This window comes from Microbispora sp. ATCC PTA-5024, assembly GCF_000511135.2.
In the GTDB taxonomy this organism is placed as follows: domain Bacteria; phylum Actinomycetota; class Actinomycetes; order Streptosporangiales; family Streptosporangiaceae; genus Microbispora; species Microbispora corallina.
Genome location: NZ_KI866524.1, coordinates 628,823 through 645,096 on the forward strand (window position 1 = coordinate 628,823; position 16,274 = coordinate 645,096).

The 16,274-nt window shown below is 73.4% G+C and carries 14 protein-coding genes; 10 read left to right on the top strand and 4 right to left on the bottom strand.

The annotated features are described in order from the left end of the window. A partial coding sequence (locus tag MPTA5024_RS23500) for a CDP-glycerol glycerophosphotransferase family protein (protein WP_055725781.1) occupies positions 1-1,276 on the top strand: 1,276 nt, incomplete at its 5' end. 31 nt (positions 1,277-1,307) lie between these two features. Here MPTA5024_RS23500 and MPTA5024_RS23505 read toward each other — a convergent pair. Continuing rightward, on the bottom strand, positions 1,308-2,366 hold the full coding sequence (locus MPTA5024_RS23505; RefSeq protein WP_051458566.1) for a glycosyltransferase family 2 protein: 1,059 nt from the start codon (positions 2,364-2,366) through the stop codon (positions 1,308-1,310). 193 nt (positions 2,367-2,559) lie between these two features. Between MPTA5024_RS23505 and MPTA5024_RS23510 the strand changes: the two genes are divergently transcribed. The 8 genes from MPTA5024_RS23510 to MPTA5024_RS23545 all read left to right on the top strand — a co-directional run bounded on the left by MPTA5024_RS23510 (position 2,560) and on the right by MPTA5024_RS23545 (position 10,476). After that, complete coding sequence (locus MPTA5024_RS23510) at positions 2,560-3,930, top strand: LCP family protein (protein ID WP_232326611.1); 1,371 nt, start codon at positions 2,560-2,562, stop codon at positions 3,928-3,930. Between the two features lie 140 nt (positions 3,931-4,070). After that, a complete protein-coding gene (locus MPTA5024_RS23515; RefSeq protein ID WP_036328039.1) occupies positions 4,071-4,439 on the top strand; it encodes a group I truncated hemoglobin in 369 nt (122 codons plus the stop codon). 92 nt (positions 4,440-4,531) lie between these two features. Beyond that, positions 4,532-5,971 (top strand): PQQ-dependent sugar dehydrogenase, encoded by a 1,440-nt coding sequence (locus MPTA5024_RS23520; protein ID WP_036328041.1) that lies wholly within the window; start codon positions 4,532-4,534, stop codon positions 5,969-5,971. Positions 5,972-5,984: 13 nt separating this feature from the next. Continuing rightward, the gene (locus MPTA5024_RS23525) at positions 5,985-6,527 is read left to right on the top strand and encodes a hypothetical protein (RefSeq protein ID WP_036328043.1); all 543 of its coding nucleotides are present in this window, start codon (positions 5,985-5,987) and stop codon (positions 6,525-6,527) included. Between the two features lie 143 nt (positions 6,528-6,670). Continuing rightward, positions 6,671-6,961, top strand: a complete 291-nt coding sequence (locus MPTA5024_RS23530) for a hypothetical protein (protein WP_198167339.1) — start codon at positions 6,671-6,673, stop codon at positions 6,959-6,961. A 62-nt stretch (positions 6,962-7,023) separates the two neighbouring features. Next, positions 7,024-8,157, top strand: a complete 1,134-nt coding sequence (locus MPTA5024_RS23535; RefSeq protein ID WP_051458567.1) for a TIGR03118 family protein — start codon at positions 7,024-7,026, stop codon at positions 8,155-8,157. Between the two features lie 96 nt (positions 8,158-8,253). Then, entirely contained in the window at positions 8,254-9,726 is a 1,473-nt protein-coding gene (locus tag MPTA5024_RS23540) for a hypothetical protein (RefSeq protein ID WP_157099668.1), read from the top strand. A gap of 159 nt (positions 9,727-9,885) precedes the next feature. Continuing rightward, a complete protein-coding gene (locus tag MPTA5024_RS23545) occupies positions 9,886-10,476 on the top strand; it encodes a DsbA family protein (protein ID WP_036328048.1) in 591 nt (196 codons plus the stop codon). Between the two features lie 10 nt (positions 10,477-10,486). Here the strand turns inward: MPTA5024_RS23545 and MPTA5024_RS23550 are convergent, their stop codons facing one another. From MPTA5024_RS23550 to MPTA5024_RS23560, 3 genes are all read right to left on the bottom strand, one after another. Then, the gene (locus tag MPTA5024_RS23550) at positions 10,487-11,812 is read right to left on the bottom strand and encodes an MFS transporter (RefSeq protein WP_036328050.1); all 1,326 of its coding nucleotides are present in this window, start codon (positions 11,810-11,812) and stop codon (positions 10,487-10,489) included. 232 nt (positions 11,813-12,044) lie between these two features. Beyond that, positions 12,045-13,226, bottom strand: coding sequence for a peptidogalycan biosysnthesis protein (locus MPTA5024_RS23555; protein ID WP_036328052.1), 1,182 nt, complete (start codon positions 13,224-13,226; stop codon positions 12,045-12,047). Further along, positions 13,223-14,575, bottom strand: coding sequence for an ATP-grasp domain-containing protein (locus tag MPTA5024_RS23560; protein ID WP_051458568.1), 1,353 nt, complete (start codon positions 14,573-14,575; stop codon positions 13,223-13,225). Before MPTA5024_RS23560 ends, MPTA5024_RS23555 begins: the two co-directional genes overlap by 4 nt. A gap of 395 nt (positions 14,576-14,970) precedes the next feature. Here MPTA5024_RS23560 and MPTA5024_RS23565 point away from each other — a divergent pair, with 395 nt between their 5' ends. Continuing rightward, positions 14,971-16,020: a questin oxidase family protein gene (locus tag MPTA5024_RS23565; RefSeq protein WP_036329248.1), complete on the top strand. Its 1,050-nt coding sequence runs from the start codon at positions 14,971-14,973 to the stop codon at positions 16,018-16,020. Positions 16,021-16,274: the final 254 nt, after the last annotated feature.

Genomic DNA, 16,274 nt, shown 5'->3' on the forward strand with positions numbered 1-16,274 from the left:
CGCCGGGGCCGGGGCCGCCCTGGCGGCCGAGGGCGCGGCCGTGCTCGCGCTGCTGGTCCACGCCCGGCGCGCCGCCCACCTGCGCGACCGGAGCAGGGTGCTCGCGGCCGTCGACGACGAGGTCCGCGCGTACCGGCCGGAGGTGCTGCTCTACTTCTCCGGCCCGGCGAGCGCCGTCTACCAGGCCACGATGTGGCTGCCGACGATGGAGCGGCTCTCGCTGCGGTCGCTGGTTGTGCTGCGCGAGCGGTCGCTGCTGAACGCGCTGGGGCCGACCACGCTGCCGGTGGTGTGCGTCCCCGCGTCGGTCGACCTGATGAACTTCCGCGGCCTCGACTCCGCCCGGGTCGCGCTGTTCCCCGCCAACGTCGGCAACAACATCCACATGCTGCGGATGCCGGGCGTGCGGAGCGTGTTCATCGGGCACGGCGACAGCGACAAGGAGGCGTCGTTCAACCCGTACACGAAGGTGTACGACGAGGTGTGGGTGGCCGGGCCGGCGGGCCGGGACCGCTACCTGCGGGCCGACGTCGGCGTGCGGGACGACGCCGTCGTGGAGGTGGGCCGTCCCCAGCTCGCCGCCGTCCTGCGGACCAGCCCGCACGCCGAGGGGGCCGTGCCGTACCGGACCGTGCTGTACGCGCCGACGTGGGAGGGCTGGACGGACGACCTGTTCCACAGCTCGATCCAGGAGATGGGCCCCGCGCTCGTGCGCGCGCTGCTGGACCGGGGGGTGCGGGTCGTCTACAAGCCCCATCCGCTGACCGGGCACCGGTCGCCCCGCGCCCGCGCCGCCCACCGGGAGATCGTGGCGCTGCTGGACGCCGCGGAGGGCTCGTCCCTCCCGCACCTGGCCGTGACGGGGGGCGAGCCCGGCCTGTACGACTGCTTCAACGAGGCCGACCTGCTCGTCGCCGACATCAGCAGCGTGGTCTCCGACTTCGTGGCGAGCGGCAAGCCGTACGCGGTGACGAACGTGGCGGGGCTGCCGGCCGAGGAGTTCCGGGAGCGCTACCCGGCCGCCGGGGCGGCGTACCTCCTCGGCCCGGACCTCGGCGAGCTGCCGGACGTGCTGCGGCGGCTCGCCGGCGGCGAGGATTCGATGGCCGCCGCCCGCCGGGCGCTGCGCGCCTACCTCCTGGGCGCCGACCACCCCGACCCGGTGGCGCGGTTCGAGGAGGAGGTCAGGCGCGCCTGCATCCGGTCGGCCGCCCGGCTGGAGCGCCTGGAGGCCGCCCGCCGGCCCGAGTCGCTGGCCCTGCCGGGCCGCGACTGAGCCGGCCGCGCCGGTCGGCGGGGTGGCGGTGTCAGTCCTCGAAGAAGTCCTGGAGCCGGGCCCGTTCCGGCTCCGGCTGCTGCTTGCTCAGCTTCGGCGGGCTGGTCAGGAACCCGGTGCCCCACGACAGGTGCATCGTGGCGTACACCAGCGGCAGCCGGGCCAGCGCGGCGGGCGGCAGGCCGCGGCCGGTGAGCACCGAGCCGGCCAGGATCGCCGCGACGTAGGCGCCGGGGATCAGCAGGCCGGGCCAGAAGAACGGCGACACGACCAGGCCGGCCGCCATTGCCGCCACGGCCGTCGGCGGGGCGAGGTAGCGCAGGTTGATGGTGCCCTGGTGGGTGCGGGAGACGACCCGCCGCCACCGGCCGTAGTGGAAGTACTGCTTGGCCAGCGCCCGGACGTTGGGCCGGGGCCGGTAGGAGACCCGCATGCGCGGCTGGAACCACACCAGGCCGCCGGTCTCCCGGATGCGGTGATTCATCTCCCAGTCCTGCGCGCGCTGGAAGTGCTCGTCGTAGCCGCCCACCCGGTCGAGTGCCGACCTGCGGAACACGCCGAGGTAGACGGTGTCGGCCGGGCCGGGCTGCCCGCCCGTGTGGAACCGGGCGTTGCCCACGCCGATCTTCGACGTCATCGCCGCGGCCACGGCCTGCTCGAACGGGGTGACGCCCTCGGCGGCCATGATGCCGCCGACGTTGTCGGCGCCGGTCTCCTCCAGCGTCTCGACGGCCGTGCGGAGGTAGTCGACCGGCAGCATCGCGTGCCCGTCGACGCGGGCCACGATGGGGTTGCGGGAGGCGGCGATGGCCGCGTTCAGCCCGTTGGGGGTGCGGCCGGTCGGGTTGGCCACGACCGTGACGCGGGGGTCCTCGGCCGCGATCGCGTCGGCCACCTCCTGCGTGCGGTCGTGCGACGGGCCGACGCTGACGACGAGTTCGAGGGGGCCCTCGTAGTCCTGGTCGAGGACCTGACGCACGGCGTCGCGCAGGTGCCGCTCCTCGTTGAGCACCGGCATGATCACCGAGACCGGCGGCCATTCGCGCGTTGGCGCCGGCCGCGTGTGGCGCGAGTCGGGAAAGGGCTTCATGGCGCGCTCACGCTACTGTACGGAGGGGTGGAGACGGCAACCGGAGGACGGAATGCCTGGGGACCATGACGAGGACTCCGCCGTCCGCGTTGGGGGCGACGGCTACGGCGGAGTGAGGATCGCGGCCAGGCGCGCCCGGCGAAAGCGGACGAACGTCAGATCTCTGATCATCTCCGGCTCCCTCTCGGGTGTCGTGCTGATCGGATCCGGCGTCCTGTGGATGGTGCCCAACTACGCCGCCAGCCAGATCAAGGCGGTCGACGCCGGCACCAGCCAGAGCACGTCGCAGGGCTCGATGAACATCCTGCTCGTCGGCGTCGACAAGCGCGACGACCTGTCCCGGCGCCAGCAGAACCAGCTCCACCTCGGCCGCGAGGTCGGCGAGCGCAGCGACACCATGATGGTGATCCACCTGTCGCGCGACCACCGCAAGGTCACCGTCGTCAGCATCCCCCGGGACACCTGGACGACGATCCCCGGCAAGGGCGAACACAAGATCAACTCGGCGTACCAGTTCGGCGGGCCGAAGCTCGCCGTACGGACTGTCGAGCAGCTCACCGGGCTGCCGATCAACCACTACGTCGAGGTGAACGTGCTCGGCTTCATCGACGTGGTGGAGGCGCTCGGCGGCGTCACCGTCTGCACGCCGGTCGCCATCGACGACCCGAAGACGAAGCTGAACCTCCAGCCCGGGACGTACAACCTGGACGGCGTCCGCGCGCTCGCCTACGCCCGCACGCGGGCCACCGCCCGGTCCGACCTCGACCGCATCGACCGCCAGCAGCAGGTCATCTCCGCGCTGCTGAACAAGGCGCTGAGCGGCGGCACGCTGGCCAACCCGGCCAAGCTGGGCGCGTTCGTCAGCTCGACGCTGAAGACGCTCACGGTCGACAACGCGCTCGCCCAGGACCTGCTCGGCCTGGCCGGCCAGCTCAGGGACGTCTCGACCGACGACGTGTCGTTCGCGACCGTCCCGCTGGCCGACGTGAACTACAAGGCGCCGACCGGCGAGTCGGCCGTGCTCTGGGACAAGGCGGGGGCCCGCACGCTGTTCCAGCGGATCGGCGCCGACCAGCCGCTCGTCGCCCCCTCGCCGAAGGCCTCGGCCCCGGCGTCCCCCTCCGCCGGCGCCTCGGCGGCCCCCTCCGCGTCGCCGTCCCCGGCCTCCACCGCGCTGACGATCCCGCCGCAGCGGATCTCCCTGCGGGTGCTGAACGGCACGCTGATCAAGGGGCTGGGAGCCAGGACCAAGGCGGCGCTCGTCGCGGACGGGTTCATGGTGCCGGCCGCGCCCGGCGACACCGTGCAGCGCGACTTCGCCACAACCGTGATCCGCTACCCGCCCGGCCGGGAGGACTCGGCCCGGACGGTGGCCGCGGCCATCCCGGGCGCCAAGCTCCGGGAGCAGCCGGACGTGACCGGCATCGAGGTGGTCGTCGGGCAGAGCGCCCATGACGTGTCGAAGGTGACGGTGGCCACCGCGACCCCGGGCGCCGCCGCCGGCGCGCCGACCCCGCTGCCCACGGCGCGGACGGCCACGCAGAACATCTGCCGCGCGCAGTGACCGGCGCCGGATGTTTCCGGCACGTCAACAGCGTGATGCGCCGATCACGAACTCATTCGCGCCTCTTCATCGAGGTGGAACGGCGCCTGGTGATCCTCCTGTTCAGCACACCGTGTCGTACGGCAGGCGGGAGGAACGGGATGACGTCCATCTTCGACCGGATCGGCGGCGCCGAGGCGGTGAACGCGACGGTGGAGGAGTTCTACACGCGCGTGGTGAGCGACCCCTCGCTGCGGGAGTACTTCGCGGACGTCGACATGCGGAGACTCAAGGCGCACCAGCGCAGCTTCGTCGCCGCCGCGCTCGGGGGGCCGCAGGAGTACCGCGGGAAGGCGATGGGCGAGGCCCACGCCGGCCTGGGCGTCACGGCGGCGCACTTCGACCTGGTGGTCGGCCATCTGGCGGCGGCCCTGGACGCGTGCGGCGTCGCGGACGACACGATCACGGCGATCGCGTCGGCCCTGGCCCCGCTCAAGGCGCAGATCGTGGACAGCGCCGCGGCCGCCTGACCGAACTTCCCGAGGACCGCCCCGGCCTGGTAAGGGTGCGGAAAAAGCGACAGCGGGTATGAAAAGGGACGTCTCACCAAAGGGGAGGCGTCATGACCGTCCATGTCACGCGCTCGCCCGCGGAGGCCCTCGCAGGGCTGCCGACGCAGGTCAGGCCCAGGGTGGACCCCGCGGACGTGGTGGTCCCCGAGGGCTTCCGGGTCGAGGCGGTCGTCGTGGGCCTGTCGTTCCCGACCGGCATGGGGTTCGCCGACGACGGCAGCCTGTTCCTCCTCGAAGGCGGGAGCACCTGGCCCACCCGGCCGTACCTCCCGGCGCGCGTGCTCCGCCTCCATCCGGACGACGGGCGACTTGAGGAGGTCGCGGTCGAGGTGCTCGGCGGCCCGCGCGGCGTGGCGTACCGCGACGGCGCGATCTACGTCAGCGTCAAGGGCGGCTACCACACGCACATCGACCGGTACGACCTGGCGACGGGCGAGCGGACGGTCGTCGTCGACGGGCTGCCGAACGGCGGCTGGCACGAGCCCGGCGGCCCGCTGTTCGGCCCGGACGGCCTCATGTACTTCGCCCAGGGCTCGGTCTCGCAGAACGGCGTGTGCCTGCCACAGGGGTTCACGGTCGACCTGGCCAAGCATCCTAAGGCGTGCGACGTCCCGGGGCAGGACGTCACGCTGACCGGCAACGACGTGTGGAGCCGCGACCCCCTCGCGCCGTTCCCGTTCCTGACCCGGACGGGCGCGTTCAAGCCCTTCAGCGTGCCGTCGGAGCGCGGCGAGGTGGTGAAGGGGCGGCTCAAGTGCAGCTCCGGCCTGTGGCGCTCGCGGCCGGACGGCGGCGGGATGGAGCTGCTGGCCTGGGGCCTGCGCAACCCGTACGGCATGGTCTTCGGCGAGGACGGCGAACTGTACGTCTCGGACAACGACTACGAGGAGAAGGGCGAGCGGGCGGTGGCGGGCGACCCCGACCGGATCTGGCGGATCGGCACGGCCCGCCAGCCGTTCGGCTCGGTCGCCACGCCCGAGTGGTACGGGTTCCCCGACTACGCGGCGGACGGGCTGCCCGTGTGGCACGAGACGCACCGGCCGCTCAAGGGAACCCCGGCGGAGCGGCTCATCGAGGACCCGCCGCCGATGGCGGGCCCGCCCGTGTACCTGGCCCGGCCGCACTCCTGCCTGACGAAGACGGACGTCTGCAGGTCGGACGCGTTCGGGTACCGGGGGCAGCTGTTCCAGTGCATGTGGGGGACGCTCGCCCCGCTCAACTCCCCCCGCACGGAGGATCTCGCCAACGGCTTCAACGTCACCTGCGTGGACGTGTCCACCGGCGAGGCCGAGGTGTTCCTGCGCAACCCGGAGCCCGGGGCGGCCTCCTTCCACCCCGGACGCGGCGGGATCGAGCGGCCGGTGGACTGCAAGTTCGCCCCGGACGGCCGCGACCTGTACATCCTCGACTTCGGGGCCGTGCGGGTGACCGACGGATACATGCTGTCGTACGGCCACACCGGTGTGCTGTGGCGTGTGACGCGTTCCTGAGAGGACCTCTGCCATGGAGAGCGTCGTCCTGGTCGAGCTGGACGAGGAGTACTGGGCGGGCCGGCTGGACAAGGTCGCCGCCTGGCTCGGCACCGTGGCCCTGACCCAGTCCACGTTCCGGCGGCTGGCCGAGTCGGCCGTGGACGCCGTCGAGGAGCCGCACATCCGGGCGTACCTGTCGGACGTCGCCGAGACGGCGCGCAGGCACGAACGCAGGGTCGAGGACCTCTACCGCGTCATCGGGCGCGAGCCAGGACGGTCGAGGGAGCTCGGGGCGGCGGCGCTGTCGAAGGTCCAGCAGGCCCTGGGCGAGGTGCTCGGCCGGGCGGGCGGGGCGAAGGACGGCTGGAACACGTTGCGTCAGCTCCTGCCCGTCAACCTCGACGCGATCGGCGCCTTCGCCACAGTTGAGCAGCTCGGGCTGGCGCTCGGCCTCAACCACCTGGCCGAGGCCGTCTTCCCGATCGTGCGCGAGAAGGAGACGCACCAGTTGCTCATCCAGGAGTTCGTCCTGGAGATGGCCACCCAGGCCATCCTGTACGAGGGCGGCCTCTGACGCCCCGCGCCGTACGGTGGACGCATGCTGATCCACCCCTGGGACGCCGCCGGCGAGGACGAGGCGGCGGCGGCGCGTGGAAGGCCCTTCCGGGCACGGGCGAGGACCCCCGGCTCGGGATCCCCACGACGTACTACGCCGCGGTGCAGGCGGTCTGCCGCGCCGAGATCGTCGACGACCCCGCCGGGAAGCTGGAGATCCTGCGCGCCCAGCTCGGCCGCCTCGACCGTGGGCTCGCCGACCCGGCCGGGCACCATCGGCGGCTGCCCGGCATCCGCGGCCTGCGGCTGGCGGTCCAGCGCGTGGACGGCAAGTTCAAGTACGGCGGGAACGTGGACGAGGCCCACCGCAGGCACGTCGCGGACCGGCTCGCCGAGCGGGGCGCCCCCGGCGACGCCGCCGCCCGCGGGCACCTGCTCCGGCGGCTCGGCTGAACCGTTCCGGCCCGGCGTCCGTTTCTGTTTCGTAAGCTCCCCCGAGCGACCCGGGAGGCCTGATGAGGATCAGGCAGATCACCCTGTGCGCCGCCGCACTCGTCGTGGGCGCCACGACGACCCTGCCGGCGCACGCCGCCTCCGTCCCCGCCGCCACCGCGACGACCACCCGCTTCCAGGAGATCGACCTGGTCGCGGACGTCGCCGGCCGGGCGGCCCGCACCGACCAGAAGCTCGTCAACCCCTGGGGCATCGCCGTGGGCCCGCGTGTCTGGGTCTCCGACGCCGACGCCGGCGTCGCCACGGTGTACTCCGGCGGCGGCACGGCCGGGCCCGTCGTCAAGGAGCCGCTCACCGTCGCGGTGCCCGGCGGCCCCACGGGCCAGGTGTTCAACTCCGGCCCGCACTTCGTCGTCCACGGCCCCAAGGGGTCGGGGCCGGCCGCCTTCGTCTTCGCCACCGAGTCCGGCACGATCCAGGGCTGGAACCTCAAGGCCGATCCGGCGCACGCGGTCGTGGCCGCCAAGGTGCGCAGGGCGAGCTTCAAGGGCCTCGCCCTGCTCCAGGCCCGCGGGGGACCGTTCCTGCTGGCGGCCGACTTCTTCCACGGCAGGATCGTCGTCTTCGACGGGCGGTTCCACCGGGTCTCCCTCCCCCACGCGTTCCGCGACCCGTCCCTGCCGCGCGGCTACGCGCCGTTCAACGTCGCCGTCGTGGGCGGCACGGTCTACGTCACGTACGCGCGGCAGAACGCCCACCACGACGAGGAGGTCGCCGGGCCCGGCAAGGGCTTCGTCAGCCGCTTCACCGCGTCGGGCGCCTTCCGGGGACGGCTCGCCGCCCGTGGCCCGCTGAACGCACCCTGGGCCGTGACGGCCGCCCCCGCAAGCTTCGGCACGTTCGCCGGGGCCCTGCTCGTCGGCAACTTCGGCGACGGCACGATCAACGCGTTCACCCGGAACGGCCGCTTCCTCGGCCCACTGCGGACTCCCGAGGGGAAGCCGATCCGGATCGACGGGCTCTGGGGGCTCGCCCCCGGCACCGCGGCCAACGGCGGCGCGAACGCCCTGTGGTTCGCCGCCGGCACCGACGACGAGAAGCACGGCCTCCTCGGCCTCATCCGCCCGACCCCGCGGAAACCCGGCACCGGCGGAGACGACGGCGGCCACATCACCTATCCCCCGCCCCGGTACTGACGCGTGTGACGGGCCCCGCCGGGCCCGTCACCGCCCGGGGATCACGATTCCGTCACCGGGGTACGCGACCACCTGCGGCGACCGCATGCTTGCGTCATGAGCGGCGGTTCGAGGCCCCTCGTCTGGGCTCTGGGAGGCGCGGTCGGCGGCGCGCTCCTGTTCGCCCTCGGCAGGCGTACGCGTCGGGGAGTCCCGCGCGCCTCCGTCGGTTCGTCCGCGGGCGCCCCGACGGTGGAGCGCCGTCCCGCCGTTCCCGGGAGACCGGGACGGCTGTCCGTGCTCGTCCACCGGCTCGGCCTGTCGGTGATCGTCGTCTGGGCCGCGCTCGTCGCCTCGGCGGGCCTCGTCGACTCGGTCTCGGCGAGCACCCTGCCCGGGCGCGTCCAGGGCGGGCTGCTCACGCTGATCGGGGCGTACGCCGCGGGCTCCCTCGTACGGGCCTGGCGGCTGGCGTCGACCGACCATCGCCGCCGCGCGGCGGTGGGAGCCGGGCTGGCCCTGCTCCTGTGCGTGTATCTGGGCTACGAGGTGTCCACGGACTTCTCCGGCCAGACCCGCGTCCTCGCCGTCGCCGCCCTGACCGTCGTCGCCGCCCTGACCGCCGGCGTGGTGACGTCGGTCAACCTTTTCGTCCTCGCCCGCTCCGGGGCCGGCGGACGGTCGGGGAGCCTGCGGGACGTGTGGGCAGGGCCGGGGGCGACAGTGGTCGCCGCGCTCGTCGCGCTGCCCCTGTCGTGGTACTCCGTCCAGTACGTCCCCGACACGGCCGTCCCGACCGTCAGCATCGCGAGCAGCCTGGAGACCGGCCGCGCGGCCAAGGGTGGGGCCGTTCCCGTCGTCGCCAGGATCACCCTCAGGAACACCGCGACGACGTCCGTTCGCATTCTCGGCTCGATGTACCAGGTGACGGGCACGCCCGCCACCGTGACGCCGGGCTCCGACCCGGCCTCCGCCCCCGAACGCCTGGAGGCCGCCCTGCGCGAGAACTACGGCCCGGCGGCGAGGTACAACGCCTTCGCCCGGTACGGGCAGGCCGAACTCATCCAGTTCGGTCAGGTGGTGACGGACGCCGCGGTGCTCATCCCGGACGAGGAGACCACGGCCACCGTCGTGGTGTTCGTGCCGCGCGACAGGCTCAGGGGGCGACGGCCGTTCGCCCTCCTCCGGCTCACGGTCGACCTGGTCTTCGCCCGGACCGACCGCATCCCCCTCGGGCCGCCCGTGGAGGTGGACAGCACGAGCGCCACCGGCAGGGACGCGGAGGGCTGCGACGGCCTCCAGGTCCTCCAGAAGCGCTGGCCCGTGGTCTACGGCAGCCTGACCGAGCGCCTCACCCAGAGCGACCGCGAGGTGACGATCGGACGAGTGATCGGGCCGCCCTCCGCCGTTCCCTCCACGCCGAGGACCATCTGGTGGCAGGACACGCCGTCGCTGAACTTCTCGATCCACCACTGGGACAAGCCGTGCGGCGAGCTTCTCAAGGACACCCGCGACGAGTCCGACCTCGACCTGGAACGGCGCAGCATGCTCGACGAGGCCGGATCGGTTACGGAACTCGTCCCCGCGTGACCGATGCCGCGAGGCGGTTTCCCGGCGGCATTCTGGAATAAGACACGCGCGGACCCGGGTGCGACGATGAGGCCCGTACGCCTCGCCGGGCCAGCCTGAGCCGGGCTGCGGGGGTTGGTCGCCGGCGTCCGGGAAACGCCGACGACAGGATGTGACGTTGTGAGCATCACCCTCTGGTTCGACCCCGTCTGCCCCTTCACCTGGCGCACCTCGCGCTGGGTCCGGGACGTCGCCGCACGCCGCGGCGAGCCGGTGACCTGGCGGTTCATGAGCCTGGCCCTCCTCAACGAGGGCAAGGACCTCCCTGAGAGGCTGCACCGGGCGCACCGCAGGTCGCTGGCCGCGCTGCGCGTGCTCGCCGCCGCCGAGGAGCGGTTCGGCCAGCCGGCCGTCGACGCGCTGTACACCGCGATCGGGCACCGCGTGCACGACCTCGACGACGACCTGACACCCGACACGATCGGCGCCGCGCTGGCCGACGCCGGGCTGCCGTCCGACCTGCTGCTCGCCGCGGACGACCCCGGGTTCGACACGCTGATCGGCGAGAGCCACCGCCTCGGGCAGTCGCGGGTCGGCACCGAGAGCGGCAGCCCGGTGACCGCGATCGACGACGGGCCCGGCTTCTTCGGCCCGGTGGTCGCGAGCGTCCCCGCGGCCGAGGAGGCCGACCGGCTCATCGACGCCATGCGGCTGCTGTCCTCGGTGCCGGTGTTCAGCGAGCTGAAGCGCGAGCGCGCACCGCTGAGCTGAGCGGCGCCGCTCACCTCGCCGCCCCGGCACGCTCGGACTCCTCGAACCGGGTGACGGCGCTCGGCAGGAACCGGGCGAAGACCAGCCATCCGGCCGCCAGCGCGAGGATGCAGAGGAACATGGCGGGGCGCAGGCCGAGGCGGTCGCCCGCCAGGCCGCCCACGACGCCGCCGACGCCGATCGAGCCGAACGCGAGGAACCGGTACGTCGCCGAGACGCGGGCCAGCATGCCGTCGGGGGTGGCCCGCTGGCGCAGCGAGATGCCGTAGATGTTGAACACCGTCATGCCCACGCCGTAGACGACGAAGGACAGCGTGGTGAGGGCGACCAGGACGGCCTGCGACCCGGAGGCGAGGGGGATGACGACGGGGGCGAGGGACGCCACGCCCATGCCGAGGATGAGCACCCGGGTCGTGCCCAGCGTGTCGCCGATGAGCCGGGCCACGCCCGAGCCCGCGAGCACCCCGATCGCGCCGAGCGACATCGTGAGGCCGACGAGCTGGGGGGAGAACCCCAGCACCCGGATGCCGTACAGCAGGTAGAGGGTGAGCACCGCCTGCTCGAAGAGGTTGAACCAGGCGCCCTGGAGGGTCAGCACGCGCAGCAGCGGCATCCCGGCGGTGAACCTCATGCCCTCGGCGATCCGCCGGAGCGTGCCCTCGCCGCCGCGCGCCGGGGCCGGCAGGCGCTCCTCCCGGGCGCGGATGGCCAGCACGCCGATCGCGGCGAGCACGTACGCGACGACGGCCGACATCATGGCCGCGGACCCTCCGAACGCGCCGATCAGCAGGCCGCCGAGGCCGGGCGCGCCCACCATGGCGAGCGAGAACGCCACCTCCAGCCGGCTGTTGGCCTGGACCAGCTGGTCGCCGCGCACGAGCTTGGGGATGTACGCCTGGTAGGCGACGTCGGAGAAGGCGATCAGGGAGCCCATCCCGAACGCCACGAAGAACAGCACGGAGACGTGCACGACGCCGAGCGAGCCGGCCAGCGGCAGGGTGGCGGCCAGGATCGCGTTGCCGGCGTAGGCCGCGATCAACGCGGGACGGCGCGGGCGGCGGTCCAGCCACGCCCCGGCGAAGAGGGTGACGACGAAGACGGGGAAGAACTGGGCGGCGTTCAGCAGGCCGACCTGGGTGGGGGTGGCGGCGAACGTGACGACCGCGACGAGCGGCAGAATGACCGCGAGGCTTTTCGACGCGAATTGCGCGACGATCTGCGCGAGCAGGAATTTCGCGAAATCCCGATTGATGAAGAGCCGGGACGCCCGGCTTTCCCGTGGCCGGACGGCGGAACCGGCGTGACCCGCCGGCGTGGGGAGCGTGGAAACCGACATGACGAGTTCCTTGAGAATCGTGGCGGCCGACCCTGCGGGTTCTCATCGGCCCCGGAGTTCGTTCTGACAGGAACAACTCTCCGTTTTCCACGATCCTCGGAACAGCACAATCGAATGCAGCAACCTGCAGCGTCCCGGCAGCTTCCTGCCAGCCCTGCCGCCACGCCGCGCGCGGACGTCCCACGGCCGCTATGGGCCGTGGGACGTCTCAGATCACGCGGTCAGCACCGTCTCAGCAGAACGGCTCCCACAGGTCGCGCACCAGCGCCTTGGCGACCGCCGGGGACGACTCGCCCCAGCGGGCCACGACGGCAGCGTTGTACGCCCGCACGTCGTCGTCGCGGCCGTCGAGCACGCTGTCGCGCGACAGGTCGAGCATCCACAGCGGGCGCAGCTCCGCGCCGCGCAGCACCTTGGCCTCCGCCGCCTCGATGCCGGCGTGCAGCCGGCGGACACCGTTCTCGCAGGCGATGAGCAGCGGGATGTAGTACACGAGGTTGAAGTACTCCGCCGCCCCGGCGAGCCGGTCGTAGTCGAACCCCGCGGCGCGCAGGTACAGCGTGTCGCCCCAGATGTAGTAGAGGCAGTACCCGACGGGCTCCTCCCCCGGGCGGCGCAGCAGCAGCACGCGGGCGGCCGCGCCGAGCGCCTCGGACTGGATGCGGATGGACTCCGTGAGGTCGGCGACGTCGGCGTCGTGGCCGTACCGGCGCTCGGTGCACGCCAGCAGACGGGCCGCCTGCGGACCGCACTCGCCCAGCGTGGTGTGGACGACCTCGTAGCCGGCGTCCAGGAAGACCCTGCGGTCCCGGCGGACGATGCCGGCCCGCCTGCTGGAGGGCAGCGAGCGCAGCCACGCGTCCCAGCCGCCGTCCTCGGGCAGGGGGATCCAGGCGTCCGGCTGCAGCGCCACCGGCATCGCCTGCACGCCGGCGGCGCGCAGCGCCACGACGTCCGGCGTGGACAGGAACATCGCGACGACGGGGACGCCGTCCGCGCCGGCCAGGCCCTGGGCGGCCAGCCCTGCGGCGAGGTCCTCAAGAGTGGCAAGGACCTCCTTGGCGGCCTGTTCCCGGGGGAGGCCGGGCGAGGCCAGGAGGTTCGTCTGGTACCCCCGGTGCGCGCCGACGAGCAGCCCGCTCGGGCCGGGCGACGGCAGCCGGGCCTCCTCGAGAATGCGGTGCCACTGGTAGAACGGGTTGCCGATCGAGCGCACCGCCGTCACCGGCACCCCCGCCGTGCCGGCGCCCGGCACCTCCAGATGGAGCCCGCCGGTGGTGATGCCCCGGTCGCCCGCGCAGAAGCGCAGCCAGTCGGCCGACGAGTAGAAGTGGTCCCGGGCGAGCGCGTCCCAGGTGGCGGCGTCCATGCCGCCCGTCACGCCGGCGAAGGCGGGCAGCGGGATGTCGCTCATGAACGGCTCCCGGCGTCCGCGAGCTCCCGCGCGCCCTCGCCGGCCGTCCCGTCCGCCACGCTGATCGTCACCGTGGCGGTGAACCTCTCCGCCAGGCCGTCCGCCGGCGTGTCGAGGGGGGCGTCGAAGACGACGGAGACCGAACGCGCCTCAGAGTCGGTCTGCGGGCCGAGCACGGTTCCCGGCCGCTGGGTGACCAGGACGGCGTGGCCGGCCGGGGGCGCGTCGGCGGCGACCGGCTCGAAGACCGGCCAGGTGTTGTCGACCGACACCCAGGACACCGGGGCTCCGGTGCTGGTCACGTCGAGCAGTCCGCCGTACGGGTGCTCCAGGTAGACCTGGTACGCCCGGCGCCGGGGGGCGGGGTAGGAGGTGGGCTCGCCGAGGGCGAGGTCGATCATGACGGGCTCCAGCGGCTCACCCGTGGCGAGGTGCCAGAGAAAGGTGATGCCGTCGCCCGGCAGGCGCGTGGCCACCTCCATCAGCACGGCGCGTCCCTCGGAGAGCCGGAACTCCGCGTGGGTGATGCCGTCGCCGAAGCCGATGCGGCGCAGCACCTCGGCGTTCGCGTCGAGCAGGGCCCGGACGTGCTGCTCGGGCAGCCGGGCGGGCGAGGTGTGGCCCATCTCGGTGAAGAAGATCCCGGTGGACTCGTTGGTGGCCTTGGCGGTCACGCCCGCCCAGATGATCTCGCCGTTCTGCGTCAGGGCCTCGACGGAGAACTCCGGCCCGACCACGCGGCTCTCGACGAGCACGGTCTCGTCCTCGGGGTAGGTCGCGAGGATCGCCGGGAGGTCCTCGGGGTTCCTCACCTGGCGCACCCCGAGGCTGGAGAAGCGCCCGACCGGCTTGACCACGACGGGGAACGAGAGCCCGTCGGCGGGGAATCCGGCGCGCTCCTCGGGGGTGACCACGCGGAAGTCCGGCGACAGGTGCGGCACGGTGGTGCGCTGCAGGAGCTTGTTGCGGCTGGTGCGGCTGGCGCCCGCGCCGGCGCCCGGCAGGTTGAGGCATGCGGCGACCATGCCCACGGGCTCCACGAACAGATCCCCGATGCACAGCACGCCGCGCACGTCGTAGCGGCGCAGGAGCGGCTGGATGGCGGGCACCACCAGGTCGACCTTCGGCTCGGCGACGTTGACGACGTCCGCCAGCAGCGACAGGGGGTGGGCGTCGTCGGCCCGGCAGGCCGCGAGCTCGCCGGGGTCGGTGTCGGGGGTGACGACCAGCAGCGGGGCGTACCCCCGCCGGTGGGCCTCGGTGATGAGCCGGAGCTGCCGGGCGACGATCACCATGTCGCCCATGAACAGGATGGCGCGCGGGCGGGACGGGTTCGTGTCAGTGGTCATGATGTCCGATTCCCTGAACGGGTTTTGGCCGGTGGTGGAAGGTGCCCTGGGCGAACGCGTGAATGGCCGCGAACGGCCGCGAATGGCGGGGGCGGCCTCGGACGGCCGCGAACGGCATGGGCGCGGCCTCGGCGAACGGCGGCCGCGGGGTCTCGTGGAAAAGACCCAAGGGCCTCGCGGGAATTCGATGCCGCCGGCCCCGCATTCGCGCATCAGTCCATCTCCTCCGCCCTGCGCCCAGTCAATACGGTCCCGTCACGGGTGTCTTCTCCGATCGTGCCGAGTGGCGGCCGCCGATGCGCCCCGCGGGAATGCCCGCAGGAAGTTAGGCTTTCCGCACACCCGCGGTGAGCTTCTCCCGGGTGACGGTCTCGGACGATCCCGGGGAGGCGACGATGAGCAGCGCGATCCTGAACGAGGCCTACGAGCGGTTCCGGGGCACCGGCCCCGAATGGGGCGAGAGCAGGCTCACCAACCACGGGCCGATGGCCGTCGAGGTGCTGGTCAGGCGCGGCCACGAGGACGCCGTGCACCGCTGGGTGGACGCGTACGCGCACCGCCTCGACGACCTGCCGTCCGCCCGCGAGCCGATCGGCGACGCGAACTGGCGGGAGGCGCTGGGCGACGGCGACCGGGTGGGCGACTGGGCCGGGTACTTCACCCGGCAGGTCGCCGAGCGGCCGTGGCGTGAGGTGCTGGCGGTGTGGTGGCCCCGGCTGCTGCCCGGCGTCCTGGCGGGCACCACCCACGCCGTCATCAGGGTCGGCCACGCCGTGCGCACCCTGCTGACAGACGACGGGAACGCGGTCGCGGCGGCCGAGCTGGCCCAGGGCCTGGCGTTCTGGGGCGCCCGCTCGCTCGGCATGCCGGTCGCGGCCGAGCCCCGGGGCGACCTTGACCCCGGCGAGGCCATGGCGCGCGTGCCGCGGGTCCCCTCGCAGGAGGGGCCGGTCCGGGCCCGCCTCGGGCAGCTCCCCGGCCTGGCCGGCTGGCCGGAGGCCGTCGCCGCGCTGCGGCCCGCGCTCACCCCCGACGAGGTCCCGGCGCGGCTGGAGGCCCTGGTGGACGCCGCCACGCTGCGCTATCTCACCCACGGGCACGCGAGCCCGGTGATCCTCGTGCACACCGCGACCGCGCCCAACGCCGTGCTGCACACGCTGCCGGCCCTGCCGCGCGAGCTGTGGGTGCCGAGCCTGTCGGCGATCTGGGCCGCCTGCGCCGGGGTGCAGGCCGCGTTCGAGCCGGTGGAGGCCGCGCCGCGCGACGCCCTGCCGGAGGCGCCAGCGCACCCCGACGCCCTGCACGACGTGATCGAGGCGGCCGTCGCCCACGGCGACGAGCACGTGATCAAGTTCACCGACACCGCGGCCGAGGTCTTCACCCGCACCGGGCACCCCGGCGCGCTGGCCGCCGCGACCCGCGTCCGGCTTCTCCTCGCCCGCTGACGACCCGCGGTCCCCCAGGAAGCGCCGGCGACCCGCGCCTCCCCTCGGCCGACCGCTCGCACTCCCCGCGGCCGAGCACTCGCGCTTTCCGCGGCCGAGCACTCGCGCGCTCCCTTGGAGAGGCCGCGCCTCCCCGCGGCCGCGGGAATGAGCACATCTTTTCCCGCTCCTGTCGATCCGCCGCCACCGGGACTTTTCCGGCCGACGGCCGGGGGCCTTTCTTTGTTTCTCGCATTTCTCCGCGCCGGACTGCA